This is a genomic window from uncultured Pedobacter sp. (genome assembly GCF_913776295.1).
Classification (GTDB): Bacteria; Bacteroidota; Bacteroidia; order Sphingobacteriales; family Sphingobacteriaceae; genus Pedobacter.
Window position 1 is genome coordinate 1 of record NZ_CAJYOJ010000013.1, and the last position, 17095, is coordinate 17095.

Annotated in this window: 15 protein-coding genes; all 15 read right to left on the bottom strand. The window is 35.9% G+C overall.

Going from position 1 to position 17095, the window contains the following annotated elements:
- Positions 1 to 239 precede the first annotated feature (239 nt).
- Positions 240 to 1847: a gliding motility protein RemB gene (locus QZ738_RS02320; protein WP_293783965.1), complete on the bottom strand. Its 1608-nt coding sequence runs from the start codon at positions 1845 to 1847 to the stop codon at positions 240 to 242.
- Between the two features lie 108 nt (positions 1848 to 1955).
- Positions 1956 to 3290, bottom strand: coding sequence for an undecaprenyl-phosphate glucose phosphotransferase (locus QZ738_RS02325; protein ID WP_293783968.1), 1335 nt, complete (start codon positions 3288 to 3290; stop codon positions 1956 to 1958).
- Positions 3291 to 3605: 315 nt separating this feature from the next.
- On the bottom strand, positions 3606 to 4700 hold the full coding sequence (locus QZ738_RS02330) for a mannose-1-phosphate guanylyltransferase (protein ID WP_293783971.1): 1095 nt from the start codon (positions 4698 to 4700) through the stop codon (positions 3606 to 3608).
- 17 nt (positions 4701 to 4717) lie between these two features.
- A complete protein-coding gene (locus QZ738_RS02335; protein WP_293783974.1) occupies positions 4718 to 5827 on the bottom strand; it encodes a glycosyltransferase family 4 protein in 1110 nt (369 codons plus the stop codon).
- A gap of 38 nt (positions 5828 to 5865) precedes the next feature.
- Positions 5866 to 6885: a UDP-glucose 4-epimerase GalE gene (gene galE / locus QZ738_RS02340; protein ID WP_293783977.1), complete on the bottom strand. Its 1020-nt coding sequence runs from the start codon at positions 6883 to 6885 to the stop codon at positions 5866 to 5868.
- A 1-nt stretch (position 6886) separates the two neighbouring features.
- Positions 6887 to 7876 carry a UDP-glucuronic acid decarboxylase family protein gene (locus QZ738_RS02345; RefSeq protein ID WP_293783980.1) on the bottom strand — a complete coding sequence of 330 codons (990 nt, stop codon included), beginning with the start codon at positions 7874 to 7876 and terminating at the stop codon, positions 6887 to 6889.
- A 1-nt stretch (position 7877) separates the two neighbouring features.
- Entirely contained in the window at positions 7878 to 9188 is a 1311-nt protein-coding gene (locus tag QZ738_RS02350) for a UDP-glucose/GDP-mannose dehydrogenase family protein (protein WP_293783983.1), read from the bottom strand.
- A 29-nt stretch (positions 9189 to 9217) separates the two neighbouring features.
- The gene (locus QZ738_RS02355) at positions 9218 to 10066 is read right to left on the bottom strand and encodes an alpha-1,2-fucosyltransferase (RefSeq protein ID WP_293783986.1); all 849 of its coding nucleotides are present in this window, start codon (positions 10064 to 10066) and stop codon (positions 9218 to 9220) included.
- A 3-nt stretch (positions 10067 to 10069) separates the two neighbouring features.
- Positions 10070 to 11245, bottom strand: coding sequence for a DegT/DnrJ/EryC1/StrS aminotransferase family protein (locus QZ738_RS02360; protein WP_293783989.1), 1176 nt, complete (start codon positions 11243 to 11245; stop codon positions 10070 to 10072).
- The gene (locus QZ738_RS02365; RefSeq protein WP_367268554.1) at positions 11242 to 12192 is read right to left on the bottom strand and encodes a GDP-L-fucose synthase family protein; all 951 of its coding nucleotides are present in this window, start codon (positions 12190 to 12192) and stop codon (positions 11242 to 11244) included. Before QZ738_RS02365 ends, QZ738_RS02360 begins: the two co-directional genes overlap by 4 nt.
- A complete protein-coding gene (locus QZ738_RS02370) occupies positions 12185 to 12655 on the bottom strand; it encodes a CatB-related O-acetyltransferase (RefSeq protein ID WP_293783992.1) in 471 nt (156 codons plus the stop codon). The genes QZ738_RS02365 and QZ738_RS02370 overlap by 8 nt, the downstream gene beginning before the upstream one ends.
- A 75-nt stretch (positions 12656 to 12730) precedes the next feature.
- Positions 12731 to 13660, bottom strand: coding sequence for a glycosyltransferase family 10 (locus QZ738_RS02375; RefSeq protein WP_293783995.1), 930 nt, complete (start codon positions 13658 to 13660; stop codon positions 12731 to 12733).
- 1 nt (position 13661) lies between these two features.
- Entirely contained in the window at positions 13662 to 14435 is a 774-nt protein-coding gene (locus QZ738_RS02380) for a WecB/TagA/CpsF family glycosyltransferase (RefSeq protein ID WP_293783998.1), read from the bottom strand.
- A complete protein-coding gene (locus tag QZ738_RS02385) occupies positions 14425 to 15684 on the bottom strand; it encodes a hypothetical protein (protein ID WP_293784001.1) in 1260 nt (419 codons plus the stop codon). Before QZ738_RS02385 ends, QZ738_RS02380 begins: the two co-directional genes overlap by 11 nt.
- Positions 15685 to 15715: 31 nt before the next feature.
- On the bottom strand, positions 15716 to 17086 hold the full coding sequence (locus QZ738_RS02390) for a hypothetical protein (protein WP_293784004.1): 1371 nt from the start codon (positions 17084 to 17086) through the stop codon (positions 15716 to 15718).
- Positions 17087 to 17095 lie beyond the last annotated feature (9 nt).

A 17095-nucleotide genomic window follows, 5' to 3' on the forward strand; every position in this document is an offset into this window, starting at 1 on the left:
AAAATTTGTTAGGCCGGATTTAAGCGAAACGGAGATACGGTGCTACGGCCTAGCTACGCGGAAATGCATAGGTTCCGCAAGTCGCTCATTAATAAATAATTGCAAAATAACGTCAATGGTAGCGCAGCGAAGAATCTTAAAATGGAAAAGATCTTCCGATCGTCAGGACACCAGCTAAACTAACTAAAAAGCCTCAGCTATAATAATAGCTGGAGCTTTAATTTTTTTAGGAGGCCTTTTTAAAAATCAGAATATAAATTCCTAAACGAACTCCGTAAACCAAAAGTGATTAAACCGGTATTGTTTTTACCCAGGCTGTTGCTTTCACGTCTTAATATACCACCTAGTTCCAAACGTAAGTTATATTTCGGATTAATGACGTAAGCCACCCTGCCTTCTGCATAAAAAAGATCGGTACGGATACCCTGAGTGGTGTAATTTCCGGTAGGTTGTACCGCATCCGTATAAGGCTCGAAAATATTCTTGCCATAATTTTGTCCGGCAATGTCCAGGCCGTATTTGGCGTACATCAATTCTCCACTAAAATCGAAACGTTTGTAAGAGTAGTTTAACAAGCCTACCACTTCTCTGAAGTTTGCGCCCATTGGGTGGGCTAAGGGCTCGTTATAATTGGCGTAATTGCCGATACGTGTTCGTGATGAAAAGGTGTAGGGTTTTGCAGTGTTGTATTCTAACAAGTAATTTAGACCATCAACTTTAAAAACATCTGCTCCTCTTACCCCTAACTGCCAGCCATATTTATTCCTGGAACTACCTGAACTCGAGAAGAAATTTTTAGCTTCAAACTCATCTAAGGAGAATTGCCCATAGGCAACCAATTCTTTCATAAATTTATATTTACTGGTAAAACCGATTAAAGCATTATCAGGAGAGCCACTTGATGCTTCAACTGGTCTTAAAAAGATAATTGGATTTGCATACCCCCAATCGAAACCTCTATTGTTACCAGCTTCATCGGTTTGTGCCCATATAATAGAATCAAAAAATCCTAACGATAATCTGTTATTTACATTCCAATCTAAGTAATGAAATACACCTCCTTTTTTACGGTTACCTGCATCGTAAGATAATTTGGAAGCTCCGGGGTCTTGCATGGAAGTCCACATGGCCATATACTGTACATTTCCTAAATTTCCAGTCAGTTTTAAAAAGGGTGCTGGAGAAGAGAAATCGGACAATAATAATGACCGGTACCCATCGCCAATAAAGGTTTTATCATAGCCAGCAGTAATGTTTAAATATTTTACCGGCGTATAAGATAGCGTTGCAGTTACATAAGACCAATCTAAAGAGCTCTTACCTGCATTAAAACCATAGGCACGATTATAAGACTGTCCTGGAACAACCTCGCTTGAGTTTACGTAATTATTATAATATTGCGAGAATTGCCCCTGATTTTCAAAGCCGCTTGTATAAAAAGAGAACTTTTTACCAACTGTCCCACCTACCTGATACCCCCTGGTGTTTAACCACAGGTTTTGCTTACCCGAAAAATCTCTGCCAATTTGAAAATCCGGCAAAAAATCTGCATATACCGTAAAGTCTTCTTTTTTAATATCCAGCAGGTGTTCATTAAACAACTTTCGCGAAACCCAAGAATGTCTGCTTGAATCGACCCCAACACTTAGTAATAAATTGCTTATATTCCTTAACAAACTATCATCAATAAAAAAAGGTTTTAATGAGCTGTGTATTCTGTTATTGGGGTTATAAACCTCACCGCTTAATTTTTGATAGAATTGAAAAGAATAGGGTTGATATACTGCCTGTGCCTTTAAGTCATAAAAAGAGACTGATAGAAGGAGCAGAAATAAAAGTTTCTTCATTTGGTAAATTTTAATTCAAGGGGGCAAAGAAAGTAATTATTTATTAATTTAATGATGAATGCTAAAGTTCATAAAAAAGAAAAGCCCTTTCGGGCCTGTATTTTGTTATTAAAAGGCATTTTCTTCACCCTTAACCATATTAATTACCGTCATAAAAATAATCTTAACATCTAACATTGCGCTCCAGTTTTCCAAATACCAGATATCATGTTCTACACGCTTAACCATTTTATAATCTTCCTTTGTTTCGCCACGATATCCGTTTACTTGAGCCCAACCGGTAATACCGGGTTTTAAAAAGTGACGCACCATAAACTGATCTACAATACCTTTATATTGTTCGGTATGGCTTAACATATGAGGACGGGGTCCTACTACACTCATGTGCCCCATAAATACGTTAAAAAATTGCGGTAGTTCATCCAAACTCGATTTCCTTAAAAACTTTCCAATAGACGTTATGCGGTCGTCATTCTTACTGGCCTGTCTTTTATCGCTATCCGCATTCATACGCATGCTCCTGAATTTAAAACACCAGAAAGGCTCATCATCACGGCCGCTTCTTAATTGTTTAAATAACACTGGGCCTCTACTTTGCATTTTAATCAATAAGGCGATAATTGGGTATAACCAACTTAACACGAATAGAATCACCAAACCGCTGAAAACTACATCAATTACCCGTTTTTTGAAGCGGTTGTGAATTTTCTCTAAAGGTTCTGAACGCAAAGAAATCACAGGGAATTCATTTCCCAGATAACTTACCGTATAAGGAGACAGTAGGGCTCCACTAATATCAGGAATAAATTTTAACCGTACACATTGCCGCTCAGCTTCCTCTGTTAATAAGGCCATATCAGCCATTCGATCAGGGGCGATCGTTACGTAAATATCTTTAATCCCCTTATCAACTGCCATCTTAAACTGCCTTCCCACTACATCGGAAATCTGACCGTTACGGTCTAAATAATTGTCTGGTACATCGTTAATAAAACCATGAAATTCAATATAGCGCTGCTTTTCAAAATAATTAGCCAGTTGTAAACCTGTTGCATTATTCCCCATAATGGCTACTGATTTAACTCCCCGGAGATGATTAAATAGCAAGAACTGGAATGAAGTGCCTATGAAACGGTTAACCAAGAACAAAATGGCTAACATACCATAAAATATCACAAGGAACGACCTTGAAAAATCATTTTGTTTTGAAAAGAAAAGGTAAATAGAAAATAAAACTGCATGCAACACCACGCTCTTCCAGGTTCCCCTGTAAATTCGTTCTATTCTTCTTGAACCATATTCACTGTAAAGACCAAAGCTGGTGGTGCTCACAATCCAAATCAGGTTACAAACTACTACATAATGCCATTGCAATTCCGAGCTTACCGCCTTACCCATGTAAGCTGTAAATTCGTAGGCAAAAAAGTACACAATATTGACCATGATCAGATCAGTTATTGGCAGAATATATTTTAGTATAAATAAGTAACGTGTTTGCATAGGCCTAAAAAGGAAACTTAAACATTTAATCGGTGTTTTTGTTTGAGCGAATTACAATGAACAAAATTAATGCCTAAATTCAGACCCAAAGTTAATTAATCATTACCAAATTAAAAACCGATTAACAGTTGCGCAATGTAAGCTTAAAATAAATTCTAAAAAATTTGAGTATCTGTATACTGATAATTAGTAGATTAATCCATTTAATCGGTAGATACCAAAACTTACGACAAGCCAGATAAAAATAGTGGCCTATAATTAAGCATATTTTATCCCATGCTCAACGACCATATTTTTTGCGACCTGTTTAATCTCCTGCTCATCTGATTTTGGATAAATCAAGAGTATCTCACCATCATCCACCACGATATAATTATCAAGCCCTTTTATCACGGCAGCCTTTTCTTTTGGCAAATGAATAATACAGTTGGTTGTATCTTTTAAATTAACTTTACCTAAATTAACCATGTTATTTGCTGTATCCTTTTCTCCAACGGCATGTAAAGATGCCCAAGTACCTAAATCAGACCAACCTATCTCGGCCGGAATAGTATACACATTATCAGCCTTCTCAAGAATGGCATAATCAATAGATATATTAGGGCTAGAAGGGTAATGATCAGCGATAAATTTCGATTCGTTTGCGGTATTATAAAATGGCAGGCCGCTTTCAAACAATGCAGCGATCTCAGGAGCATGACTACAAAATGCCCTTATCAACGAATTTGCCGACCAGACAAATATACCCGCGTTCCAAACGTAATCCCCACTTTTAAGGTATTCTTCTGCTTTGGCTAAAATAGGCTTCTCCATAAATGCACTTACCTTTTTAACCTCATTTAACTCGTCATGACCTGTTACATCCGTTTTTTGATACCTGATGTACCCATAACCGGTATCAGGTCTTGTAGGACTAATGCCTAAAGTTAACAGCGCATTGTTTTCAAAACTAAACTCCAGGGCCTGTAGCACTTTGGATATAAAAACATCTTCCTTTAAAATCAAATGATCAGAAGGGGCAACTACAATATTAGCATCCGGGTTTAATTTACTAATCTTGTAGGTTGCATAAGCTATGCAAGGTGCGGTGTTATTTCTGCTTGGCTCTAAAAGGATATTTTCCTTTAAAACTTCAGGTAACTGCTCGGCAACCAAATTTGCGTAGGCTTCATTGGTTAAAATAAAGATTTGGTCGTTCGGACAGATATTTAAAAAACGTTCGTAAGTTAACTGTAATAAAGATTTGCCTATTCCTAAGATATCTATAAACTGTTTTGGAAAAAGATTCCGGCTTTTTGGCCAAAAGCGGGAACCTACTCCACCCGCCATTATTAATACATAATTATTTTTCATTTATTTCATTATCAAATTTAATTTCCAGATAATTTTAGAAGGTTTTCAATCATTCTATCACTAATACTATTGCTAGAAAAGTTCAGCGAAGTTTTTATAGCGTTATCTGAAAGAACATTCTTTTCATCCTGATTTAAAGAGTAAAAATTAACAACCTGCTCCATTAGTTTCGTGTGGCTTCCAGGTTCAAATTTAAATCCATTTATACCATTTTGTAAATAATCATTTATGCCCCCTCTATCTGATCCAATTACCGGGGTACCACAGGCCATAGCTTCCAATCCAACCAAACCGAGGCTTTCGTACATTTTTGTTGGAAAAACAAAAGCATCCATTTGATTAAATATCTCTGGTAATTCCAATTGAGATTTAAAGCCCAGGTATTTAACGTATTTGTTAAGGTTTAATGAGCTAATCATTTCAGAAAAAGCTTGTTCACTATCGCCACGCCCAACAACCAATACCTCTAAGTTGTTAAACTCTGGTAGCTTAATGAGCTCATGTGTTGCCAATAATAGTGTATCCCATCCTTTTTCAGGCGCAAGTCTAGAAACATATCCAAGAACACGGCTGCTACTGTTGGATTTAGGCTTAGGTTTAAAACTGTCAAGATTTACTCCTCCAGATGCAGATATAAAGGTTTTATCAATGTTTAAATCGTATTTCTTCACAATTTCATCCCTGTAAAAAATGCTTGGACAAACAATTTGATCAGCTAACTTGATCAAGGGGATCGACATTTTTAACAAAAATCCATCGAGCGAATGGGTTATGATCATGTCTTCACCATGAGGATTAACGATGATTAAGAATTTATTGAATATCTTTTTTATTAAAAGTGCATATACCGGTAAAAGGCTATGTGAAACATTGTGAATATAAATAATGTCGTATTTCTTAAAAAAACCAAAGAAAAGCACATTCAAATAAAATTTAAGATATTTATACAGTTTGGATAAGGCGCTTTTACCCTGCCCCTTTATAAGAGATTTGTGTACTATATTTATTTGATCTCCTTGTTCCAAACCAGTGCAAAAATTCTTAACAAACACCCCGAAATATGCATCATCTTCAGATGGGTACATATTGGAAACCACATAAACTTTTAAACCTTTATCAATACTCATTAGGCGTTGCTTTTATAATTTTATCCCAAAAGAGCTTACTAAAAAATATGATGTACATTTTTTTCCCATTCCCATGCCGAGCGCATCATCTCATTGATATCAAGATTAGCTCTCCAGCCTAGTTCATTGTTCGATTTCTGTACATCGCCATATACCTTCACCACATCACCAGCCCTTCTTGGTCCGATCTTATAGTCCAGTTTCCCACCATTTACCCTTTCAAAGGCAGCAATAATCTCCAAAACAGAAGAACCTTTACCTGTACCGATATTGAAAACATCGTAATTCCCGTTCGGGTTTCCATCTTCTAATTTTTTGATCGCGGCAACATGTGCTTTTGCAAGATCTACAACGTGAATATAATCGCGGATGGCCGATCCATCTGGGGTATCGTAATCATTGCCATAAACCGTAATCGGGCCACGTTTACCAATTGCAGATTGGGTAATAAAAGGAACCAGATTTGCAGGAACGCCATTTGGCAATTCACCAATCAAAGCGGTTTCGTGCGCGCCAACCGGATTAAAATAACGCAAAGAGATTACATTTAAATCAGGGGTTACAGCTGCGGTTTCGGCCAAAATTTCTTCGGCTATCTGCTTGGTGTTTCCATAAGGAGATTCTGCTTTCTGCACAGGTGCAGCCTCGGTTACAGGCAAGGTTTCTGGCTGACCGTAAACGGTACATGAAGAAGAAAACACAAAATCAATCTTCCTGTTAAAAGAGGTTAACAGGTTAATTAAGCTATAGAAATTGTTTCTGTAATATTTTAAAGGTTCCGCTACCGATTCGCCAACTGCCTTGTAAGCCGCAAAGTGGATAATCCCGTCGATATCAGTGTGCTTTTCGGCAAATTCCTGCACCGCCTTATCTTCCTGCAGGTCGATTTCGTGAAAATCGAACCACTTGCCGGTGATGGCATGTAGCTGGGTTAAAATTTTGATATTCGAGTTAGAAAGATTGTCGATAATTACAACTTCGTATCCTGCATTGTGTAATTCTACAGCGGTATGCGAACCTATGTAACCAGTTCCACCAGTAACTAATATTTTTGCCATTTTAACGGTTAAATGTTGTAAAATCTTTATGTTCTATCTTTTCCAAAGCCTCTGCAGGCAGTGATTTAAAATATTCGTATGTAATTTTTAATCCTTCCGCACGCCCTATTTTAGGTTCCCATCCCAATAGCTCCTTTGCCTTTGTAATATCAGGCCTGCGCTGTTTCGGATCATCCTGAGGCAGTTCTTTGTACATAATTTTCTGTGTGGTACCCGTAAGTTTAATAATTTCTTCGCAGAACTGTTTAATGGTAATTTCATCAGGGTTACCAATGTTTACAGGCTGGGCATAATCGCCCATCAATAAACGGTAAATCCCTTCAATCAGATCATCAACATAACAGAAAGAGCGGGTCTGGCTTCCATCGCCAAATATAGTTAGATCTTCTCCCCTTAGGGCCTGTCCGATAAAAGCAGGTAAAACACGACCATCATTCAGACGCATTCGTGGACCATAAGTATTAAAAATCCTTACAATCCTTGTTTCTACGCCATGAAAAGTATGGTAGGCCATGGTAATGGCTTCTTGGAAACGTTTCGCCTCGTCGTAAACACCACGCGGACCTACCGGGTTTACATTGCCCCAGTATTCTTCGGGTTGTGGGTTAACACTAGGATCACCGTAAACTTCGGAAGTTGAAGCAATCAGCATCCTGGCTTTTTTACTGCGGGCCAAACCTAAAAGATTGTGTGTACCCAACGAACCTACTTTAAGGGTCTGGATTGGGATTTTAAGGTAATCAATCGGACTTGCAGGTGAGGCAAAGTGTAGTATATAATGAAGCTCACCAGGAACATGTACAAATTTGGAAACGTCGTGGTTGTAAAACTCAAAATTATCAAGTTTACACAGGTGTTCGATATTTGCCAGATCGCCAGTAATCAAGTTATCCATTCCGATAACGTGGTAACCTTCTTTTATAAAGCGATCGCAAAGGTGTGAGCCCAAAAATCCGGCAGCACCAGTAATCAATATTCTTTTCTTACCCATTTTAATCTATTAACTTTCTGCCAATACTGTTATAATAATAGCCCATATCAATCATTTTATCTAGATCGTACAAGTTCCGGCCATCAAAAACTACCTTGTTTTTTAAGGTGTTGTCGATTTTTTCGAAATCAGGGTTACGGAAAACCGACCACTCTGTTGCAATAAGAAGGGCATCGGCATCTTCTAATGCTTCGTACTGGTTTTTGGCATAATTTACCTGGCTGCCAATGATATTTTTAACATTTCCCATTCCCTCCGGATCGAAAACAGTAACGTTTGCACCGTTTTTAAGCAATGCATCGATAATATATAAAGCCGGGGCTTCACGTATATCATCCGTTTCGGGTTTAAATGCCAGCCCCCACAATGCAAAATGTTTGCCGTTGATATCGCCTTTGTAGTATTTAAGTACCTTATCAACCAAAATTGTTTTCTGCCTTTCGTTAACCTCCATCACCGATTTCAGAATCTGGAAATCATAGGCCGTTTCATCGGCAGCTTTAACCAATGCCTGCACATCTTTAGGGAAACATGAACCACCGTAACCTATACCCGGAAAAAGGAAACGTTTGCCGATACGGTCATCGGAGCCAACCCCCCGGCGTACGGCATCAACATCAGCACCTACCAGTTCGCACAGGTTGGCTATCTCGTTCATGAAGGTAATTTTTGTAGCCAGAAAAGAATTTGCTGCATATTTGGTCAGTTCAGATGAGCGCTCATCCATAAAAAGAATCGGATTTCCCTGACGTACATAAGGTGCATACAGTTCAGCCATCAATTTTTTAGCTTTTTCGCTTTTGGTACCCAAAACCACACGGTCGGGTTTCATAAAATCTTCAACTGCTACGCCTTCTCTTAAAAATTCAGGGTTCGAAACCACGTCAACTTCTATCGAAGTATTTTCGGCAAAAACAGCTTTAACTTTATCGGCAGTTCCAACAGGAACGGTTGATTTATTTACGATAACCTTATATTCGGTAATCAGTTTTGAAATATCTTTTGCAGCACCTAAAATGTAAGAAAGATCGGCCGCACCATCACCGCCCGGAGGGGTTGGTAAAGCCATAAAAATAATCTGCGCTTCTTTTACGGCATCAGCCACGTTGGTGGTAAAGGTTAACCTTTCCTGTTCAATGTTCCGGTGGAACAAAAGATCTAAACCAGGTTCGTAGATCGGCACCTCGCCATTCTGCATCTGCTTTACCTTTGTTTCGTTAATGTCAACACATATTACATCATTTCCTGTTTCGGCTAAACAGGTCCCGGTAACCAAACCTACGTATCCGGTACCGATAACGGCTATCTTCATATAATTTTAATTATTAAGTTCAATAGATACTAAATCCGTATCCATTTTTCTGGCACTAGATCTTTTGTTTGGGAATTTTTAATTTCATCAGCATACCATCTTCTGGGCGCAATTACTTCTTTTTCTGGATTTGGGTTTAACCATGCGCCCCAATAACTAAAACTGCTGTTTGCTATGATGTTATGATTACACTTGCCCATTAGGTGCAAATCGGCATAATTGGTATCAGCATTATTATGGTCACAAAACACAGAGTTTGCAGAAATATCCAGATTTTCTTTACACCATTGAATATCATCCGAAAACACTAAAAATTTAGGATTTTCGTGTTTTTGCGAGAAATATTCTATTGCATTCGTATAGTAAGATAAATCACAAGTTCCGTGTACCGCATTTGCACTTTTATCACTTAAAAAGTCTCCACGCCTAACATGGAGACTTATTGATACGTTACCTTGAATTTCTTGTAAAATTTCCCGATCTCTTGATTGTAATGGAGCAATTACCTTAAAATCACTTAACAGGGATTGACGGATGTCCTTAAAATAAGGTTCACTTTGCCAATACCCGTCAATTAAAACAATTGATTGATTGTATTTTTTTAAAATCGAGCCATCATAGTAGTAATTTTTTTCCTTTAGAAGCTTACACCCATTAAATAATCTTTTAATGGGATTATTAATTTGTTTTAAAAGAGAAGATGTTGCAATTTCAGCTTTAATATCAAAATTCATTAAACCATAGCTGTGGAGTTTATACTTTTCAAAAGCACTTATATCTAAAATCAAATCCACATTATTTATTAATGCTAATCTTTTACCAATGGCATATTGAAATAATTGATTACCTAATCCACCTAATAGTTTAACAACAATCATTGATTAAATTTTTTGTAAAGCACTTTTAAAAGTTTCAATATCATTAAAGGTTAATTCCGGGTAATTACCACAATAAAAACCATTAGTATGCAAGAAATCTGAGTTTGGCAAATCATACAATGTTTTAACATATTTGTTATAGAAAGGTTGATTTTGCATATTTCCAGCAATCATTGGTCTGATTTCAATACCAGCGCCCGAAAACTGAGACAGATAAAGTTCGCGCAGTTCTGGTGTTTTACATACAACAGGAACAGCAAATGTTGAAAGTACATCTATGTGATCATGTCTTAAGCCGATAAAATCATCATTAGCTAAAATTTCGGTCTCAATTTCCAGATAATTTTTTTGTCTTGTTTGAATGTTTGAATCTAAATATTGTAACTGGAATAAACCAAGAAAACCGGTAATTTCTGTTGGACGGAAGTTAAAGCCTAAATCATAAAAAGTGTACTTCGCTTCGAATTCGCTTTTAATATTATATTTCTTTCTCCACTTACTTTGTTGTTTGGCTGTTAAATTTCTATCCCAACCATTCGCCCTAACGATTCTTAGCATTTCTCCAAAATCTTCATCATCTGTACAGATCATTCCGCCTTCAATTGTAGACATATGATGCGCAACAAAAAATGAAAAGCTTGAACCTAAACTAAAATTACCTGCTTTACCATACTTGGTTTCCGTTCCTAACGATTCGCAGTTATCTTCGATTAAAATAATTCCACGTTCGTTACATATATTTTGAACTTCCCAAATATCATCAACAAATCCCAAAACGTTTGTTAGAAATAATGCTTTGATTTCTGTTTGCTCCAGACAGCGTAATAACTGTTTAGAACTAATGTTTAAAGTATCTAACTCACAATCAATGGCTACAGGCACTAAACCCAATTGAATTATAGGCATTGTATTGGTTGACCAAGTTAAAGCAGAAAAACCTACCTGATCCCCATCCTGAAGCTTACCCATATTTTTTAAGGACTGGATCATAGCTAAGTTAGCACTGCCTCCGCTATTAAATAAAATAGCATCTTTTCGTCCTTGTTTTTTTGCAAACTCCTGTTCAAACTTAGCACATTGTACATCCATACTAAGTTTGTCAGCCGTCATTATAAACTCAGCAAGAGCTTTTTTTGTTTCATGCTCATTCAAGAAAGCATTTTTCATCAATGGTATCATATTCCCTTTTTTTTATTTAATTTTATTTCTTTATATTCAGATATCGTCTTTTTAACACCTTCCAACAACGTAATTTTAGGTTCAAAATTTGCAAGCTTCATATTGGTAACATCCATGCATTTTCTCAACATGCCATTAGGTTTTGTTTCGTCCCAGATAAGTCTACCGGTATACCCGCATTCAGTTGCAACAATTGTGGCAAGTTCTTTAATGGAAACATCGGTACCCCAGCCAATATTTATAAATTCGGGGCTTTCGTAGTTTTCTGTAAAATACAATACTGCATCTGCCATATCGTCAACATGCATAAACTCTCTTCTGGCTATACCTGTTCCCCATATTTCTACCGAATCAGTACCTTCATCAACTGCATCAACAAATCTTCGAACTAATGAGGAAAGAACATGCGAATGAGCTGGATCAAAACTATCATTAGTACCATATAAATTACAAGGCATCAAACTAATGCTTTTGAAACCATATTCTTCATTTAAATACTTCAAAAATTTTAAGCCCGCTATTTTAGCCAAAGCATAACCTTCGTTTGTTGGTTCTAATTTACCCGTTAGCAGATACTCCTCTTTCATGGGTTGCTCGCATTCTTTAGGGTAGATACAAGAGCTACCCAGAAAAACAAATTTTTTAACACCGTTTTTGAATGACTGGTTAATAATATTGTTCTGGATAGTTAGGTTTTCGTATAGAAATTCGGCCGGTTTTTCCATATTAGCCTTAATTCCGCCAACCTTGGCAGCAGCAAGAATAACATAATCGGGTTTATTCGCCTCGAAAAATTCCTTTACCGAATTTTCATTTAACAAATCGAGTTCTGCCCTGCTTTTGGTGATTATGTTAGTGAATCCATTAGCTGTTAAATGCCTTAAAATTGCCGAGCCAACCATTCCTTTATGCCCGGCCAAAAAAATCTTATCTGTTTTATCAATCATTTATCTTCAATTTTTCTATTATTTGTTTAGCTTCTTCCAAATCGTGTAACCACCATTTACTTTGTTCAATTTTATCAATTACATCACATGTAAATCTACTTTTTAATTTTTTTGCAGGAATACCGCCAACTATGCTATAGGCAGGCACATCTTTATTTACGAACGAATTGGCACCAATTATTGCGCCATTTCCTATTACCACACCTCTTCTGATCACTGCATTTACACCTATCCAAACATCGTTACCGATTGTGCAATGTTTTAAGGTTAATGTTTCGTAGGCATTATTATAAAACAAACTACTTGTAGACACTTCGTCAATTAAATGTTCTCCCATTCCGATAGAAACATTATTAGCAATAGAGCAATATCTTCCAACAGTTGCTTTAGTTAAAAAACAATTGAAACCGATATATGTAAATTCACCTATTTCACTATCATCACTTATAACTGTATTATTCATTACAGTAATGTGTTTTGAGTTAAACTGCTTAAGCCTGATAAATCTTTTAATAAAATTAAACATCTTTTATTAATATTAAATGTTTAGCCATTTGAGTATTCTTGATTCAGGAGTTACCATTATTTCCGATTTTTGTGCATGGGGATTCATCTTCTCAAGGTATTTTACAATCAAAGGAAATAAGTTGTATTTATTTAACGACAATTCTCTTGCAGTTTTTAAATGCTGAATATTCTCCTCATAAAAATTATCAATTGACAACACATTTTCAATTATCTCCACACTATTTTTGAAATCATCAATATCGATCCTGCAGAATGATTTTTCATCGAAGTAAGTTTCGGCATTTGGGCAGCCATAATAAAAAGGGAAAGTATATGCCAGATGACAATCATAAAACTTTTCCGTTAACCAATCATTACAATTGTCGTTCTCAATGGCAATCGAAAACTCGTAAGGTGCCAGCACATCCCATTTATCGTTAAAATCACGGATTCCACGACCATATAGATCTATTTTATCTTTAAAATGATCCTTTAATTTATTTGCAAAATCCAATCTTTTTCTATGCCCCTCAGTTTGTACTTTATTGGATGTAATTAAAGAAATCTTCTTATCTTTTTTTACACTTTCTAATTTGATAAGTTCGTCATAACTTTTACCAACGAACCAGGGGTGCCCGGCAAGATCGAGTGCTTTATTCTGATGTTTTATCTCTGTTTGACAGGTTATGATCTGAGCAAACTGTTTTAAAAACCGATTGCTAAACCGTTCAATGGAATACGCCTCGCAAGGCATAAAAATAACATTTGTTTTCGCACATACAGCCTTTGTTTTTTTCAGGTTATATTTAGAGAAAATAACCCAAAAATCACATTCTACAATATCATCATTTAAAAAGAAATCATAATTTTCCCACTTTCCCAGCCCACCTGGCGTTTGCCGAAAAAGAGGCCATTCATGGGGGAATGTTAATTTTACGCTTATTCTTTTATCTTTCATCATTTTATTTTTTACCTTGTTGAATAAGTACCTTAAAAAAACCAAAACTATCGATAAAGTATCGCTTAAACAGTCTTGTAGGCTCATTAACAAACCTATAAAACCATTCGAGTCCAGCTTTCTTAAAAAACTCGGGGGCTCGTTTTTTCAGCCCAGCTTTAAACTCTAAACTTGCTCCCAAAAACGCTACTGTAGGTAGCTTTTTAATTCCCTGTTTCTTTAACTCATCTAAAATACGGAAACCCAGCACGTCTTGTTTGGGAAAGCTCACTCCAATGTATACTATCTTAATTTCATGATCTATTATCAATCTTGCAGTATCTGATACAATTTTATCCAAAGCCACATTATCATTCTGATCGAAGAACGGGAGCGTATAGGTTTTACAATAGGCATCATTAACTTCAAAATAGTTGCTTACCTTTATACCAGAAGTAAGATAAAGCGTTGCGATTTTATTTTGGGTAGTAAGGGTAAATAAGCTTAAAAATAAATCGCTCCCCGCCAACCTGTGCCTTAAATTTTTACCTTTTAACTTAGCCGCCCAGATAATTGGCTGTCCGTCTGGAAGTATATATTCAGACTTTACTAACTTTTCGTTTAAATAAAAATTTTCAGGCCTGTTTAATTTAACAAGATAATCTACGTTAGGCGTAAAAATAACTGGATATTTAAGATCAGAAGTTTGATCAAGCGCTCTAATAATATGTTGAGCAACTATATCTACATGCTCAGCAGAAATGAAATCGTAACCTAAGAAATCGACTTTATTTAGCATTTTGTTCAATCTTTAAAATGGTTAAATTTTTAATATCCGATTCCTTACTGTAAAAGTATAATACGACCAGGTTTAAGTATAATGAATTCATTGCGCTCGCAAAAAAGTGACCTACCAAAAACGCAAGCAGAAAAAACGAAATACAAAAAAATAATCTAAAATCTTTAAGGGTAATATCCCTGAAAAGCGTTATGAAATACAACCTAAAATAAATGACTATACCAACGAATCCAAAAATTAAAAATCCATCAAAGAAATCCATCTCAATCATAAATTTTAATTGATCGGTACCCCCGAATAAATAATTGACGGGATTCCAAATTTCTAAGTTATCAAAGAATTTGGTATAGATATATGCACTCCTTCCTGAGGTTATCGCATCTAAAAATCCGTTTTCTTCGTACTTATATATAAAGTACTCGTACAGGTAACTATTTTCTTCGCTAATTAAGAAGGTAAAAAGACCAAACGCAAGCAAAGCAAGAAATCCAAGGGAAATAAATTTATATATTAATTTCGCTTTGAAAAAGATGTGATAAATGGCAAGTATAAATAAGAATAAATAAATCGCCTTTGCACCCAATAGCAATGATGCAGCGGTACACAATAACAATGGATATATCTTCTGTATTTTATTGATATAGTTGAAGTAAAAATAAGATACCCCAATCATATAAAATAAAGTAGCTTCATTTATGGCGGGGATAAGTCCGTCATATCCATATCTAAAATCCTGAGTGAAATAGGATTTAAACAAAGTAATATTAAAAGTTGCGCCCAGGAATATTAATATTGAATTTGCGATATAGATATTACCTAATATTGATAATGTTTTTGTTATAAGCAATTGATAATCGACAAGGTCACATATGGCATAATAAACAATAAATACAAATATATATTTATTAAAAAGGGTCAATTGATATCCGAATCTAAAATCAGGGTTATTGTAGTTAAAAAGAAATATTACTTGCCCAAAAATGAAAATAGCAAAAAGCCATCCCATTAAGGTAACCCCTTTTAATGCAGTTTTATTAAACCTGGTTGATATTCTGTACAGAAAAATAAGTTCGAATAAGAACCTTACATATATTGATACACTGATGGTGTTACTAAAAACGTCTCCATCCTCAACTGCCAGCGCATATTTAACCTGGAAATATTTATTTAGTGCATCCGAAATAAAAAATAAGACAAGAGCAGAAGATAAAATTAAGCGTAAAGATTTATTATCAATTCTGTTCATCATTATTCTTTTGTGCATTTATATATTATGGTAATTAGGCCTGTGCGGCAATTCTCTTTTTCAGTAGGAAAAAGGCCTGCCAGAATGTTACAACCGCTAAAATGAAAAAAATACTACAAGACACGATCGAAATGCCGTTTATTCCATATACCTTACTACTCCAATTTCCGAGAGAAATATAAATTAATGCAAATACACCTGTTGAAAACGTAATTAGTTTAACTTTACCTAAGGCACTTAAAAATGCAGAGCCCATAGAATAAAGTGAATAAAAAAGTGCCCAAAGCCCCATAGATAAAAAGAGGTATTGGTTACTAACATATCCTTTACCGGCCAGGGTTTGTAAAAAAAAGTTCCCAAAAAAAGTAAAACATAATGCGCCAGAAATAAAAACCAGTGATGTAAACTGAATAATTCTGGTTAATGCCTTTCTACACCATTCCCATTGTTTTTCGTTAATTGCTTCTGCAAACCCTGCCCAAATTGGGTTATAAAAACTTAAATAAATCGTAATCAGGAATGTATAAAGCTTCTGAACCAGATTAATTTCGGCACCATTAGCTAAGCTTAGATTTGCCGTTGCAATTAATGTTGTTGCATTATAGATAAAAGCCCCAGCAATTTGAAAAGCAGCAAATGTTAAACTCAGTATGAGCAAACTCTTCACCTTGATCCAAATAAATTTTGCCTTAACGTCAAGTATATTCCACTTTCTTTTGATCAAAAAGTGAATTGTACCTGTTGTATTAACCAAAATTGAAATGAGAAAAAATGTGATCGCAGTAACGGTAACACTAGAATGGAAAAACGCGAGGGCCGCAATTACCACTAAACTCAGAATACCAATGCAGATGCTTTGAAAAGCTACATATTTTGATTCGCCGTAGGCAAAAAACATTGGACAGCCTATACTCAAAGGGATTCCGTAAAGAAAAATAATCTGCACAGCGATTAAAATATTCCTTCCTTCAATTTTTAAGCTACGATCGGCTGTTTTAAACATTTCGCCATAAGGAATCTGATTTCTAAAAAAGATAAGAGATAACGAAATAACCGTTGCTACCACCAGAAAGAAGTAGAAAACAGATAAAAAATATTCTCTTGCTTCATCATCTGCAGCGTTCCCTTTAGCCCTCAATTCTGCCAATTTATTCTTTAAAGAACTTCCTAATCCAAAATCAGAAGTTGCCATAACAGCAGTTGCCGATGTTATGGCAACCCACATCCCAAACTGATCTTTTGTATAAATTCTTGCTAAAATTCCGATCAAAACAACCCTGGTGATTGTACTAATCAATGTTCCAAGCGCCATGAGTCCAGATCCATATACAACGGCCTTGGTACGTCCCCCTAATCCGTTTTTTATAGAGGCTAGTCTTGTTTTTATACTAAGAATACTAAACATGTTGCATAA

What these genes read in the sequence shown, in the direction of transcription:
- QZ738_RS02360 (WP_293783989.1), bottom strand. Translation starts at nt 11,245, where the DNA reads ATGATACCATTGATGAAAAATGCTTTCTTGAATGAGCATGAAACAAAA.
- QZ738_RS02345 (WP_293783980.1), bottom strand. Translation starts at nt 7,876, where the DNA reads ATGGGTAAGAAAAGAATATTGATTACTGGTGCTGCCGGATTTTTGGGC.
- QZ738_RS02330 (WP_293783971.1), bottom strand. Translation starts at nt 4,700, where the DNA reads ATGAAAAATAATTATGTATTAATAATGGCGGGTGGAGTAGGTTCCCGC.
- QZ738_RS02355 (WP_293783986.1), bottom strand. Translation starts at nt 10,066, where the DNA reads ATGATTGTTGTTAAACTATTAGGTGGATTAGGTAATCAATTATTTCAA.
- QZ738_RS02385 (WP_293784001.1), bottom strand. Translation starts at nt 15,684, where the DNA reads ATGATGAACAGAATTGATAATAAATCTTTACGCTTAATTTTATCTTCT.
- QZ738_RS02365 (WP_367268554.1), bottom strand. Translation starts at nt 12,192, where the DNA reads ATGATTGATAAAACAGATAAGATTTTTTTGGCCGGGCATAAAGGAATG.
- galE (WP_293783977.1), bottom strand. Translation starts at nt 6,885, where the DNA reads ATGGCAAAAATATTAGTTACTGGTGGAACTGGTTACATAGGTTCGCAT.
- QZ738_RS02390 (WP_293784004.1), bottom strand. Translation starts at nt 17,086, where the DNA reads ATGTTTAGTATTCTTAGTATAAAAACAAGACTAGCCTCTATAAAAAAC.
- QZ738_RS02375 (WP_293783995.1), bottom strand. Translation starts at nt 13,660, where the DNA reads ATGATGAAAGATAAAAGAATAAGCGTAAAATTAACATTCCCCCATGAA.
- QZ738_RS02325 (WP_293783968.1), bottom strand. Translation starts at nt 3,290, where the DNA reads ATGGTCAATATTGTGTACTTTTTTGCCTACGAATTTACAGCTTACATG.
- QZ738_RS02370 (WP_293783992.1), bottom strand. Translation starts at nt 12,655, where the DNA reads ATGAATAATACAGTTATAAGTGATGATAGTGAAATAGGTGAATTTACA.
- QZ738_RS02320 (WP_293783965.1), bottom strand. Translation starts at nt 1,847, where the DNA reads ATGAAGAAACTTTTATTTCTGCTCCTTCTATCAGTCTCTTTTTATGAC.
- QZ738_RS02350 (WP_293783983.1), bottom strand. Translation starts at nt 9,188, where the DNA reads ATGAAGATAGCCGTTATCGGTACCGGATACGTAGGTTTGGTTACCGGG.
- QZ738_RS02335 (WP_293783974.1), bottom strand. Translation starts at nt 5,827, where the DNA reads ATGAGTATTGATAAAGGTTTAAAAGTTTATGTGGTTTCCAATATGTAC.
- QZ738_RS02380 (WP_293783998.1), bottom strand. Translation starts at nt 14,435, where the DNA reads ATGCTAAATAAAGTCGATTTCTTAGGTTACGATTTCATTTCTGCTGAG.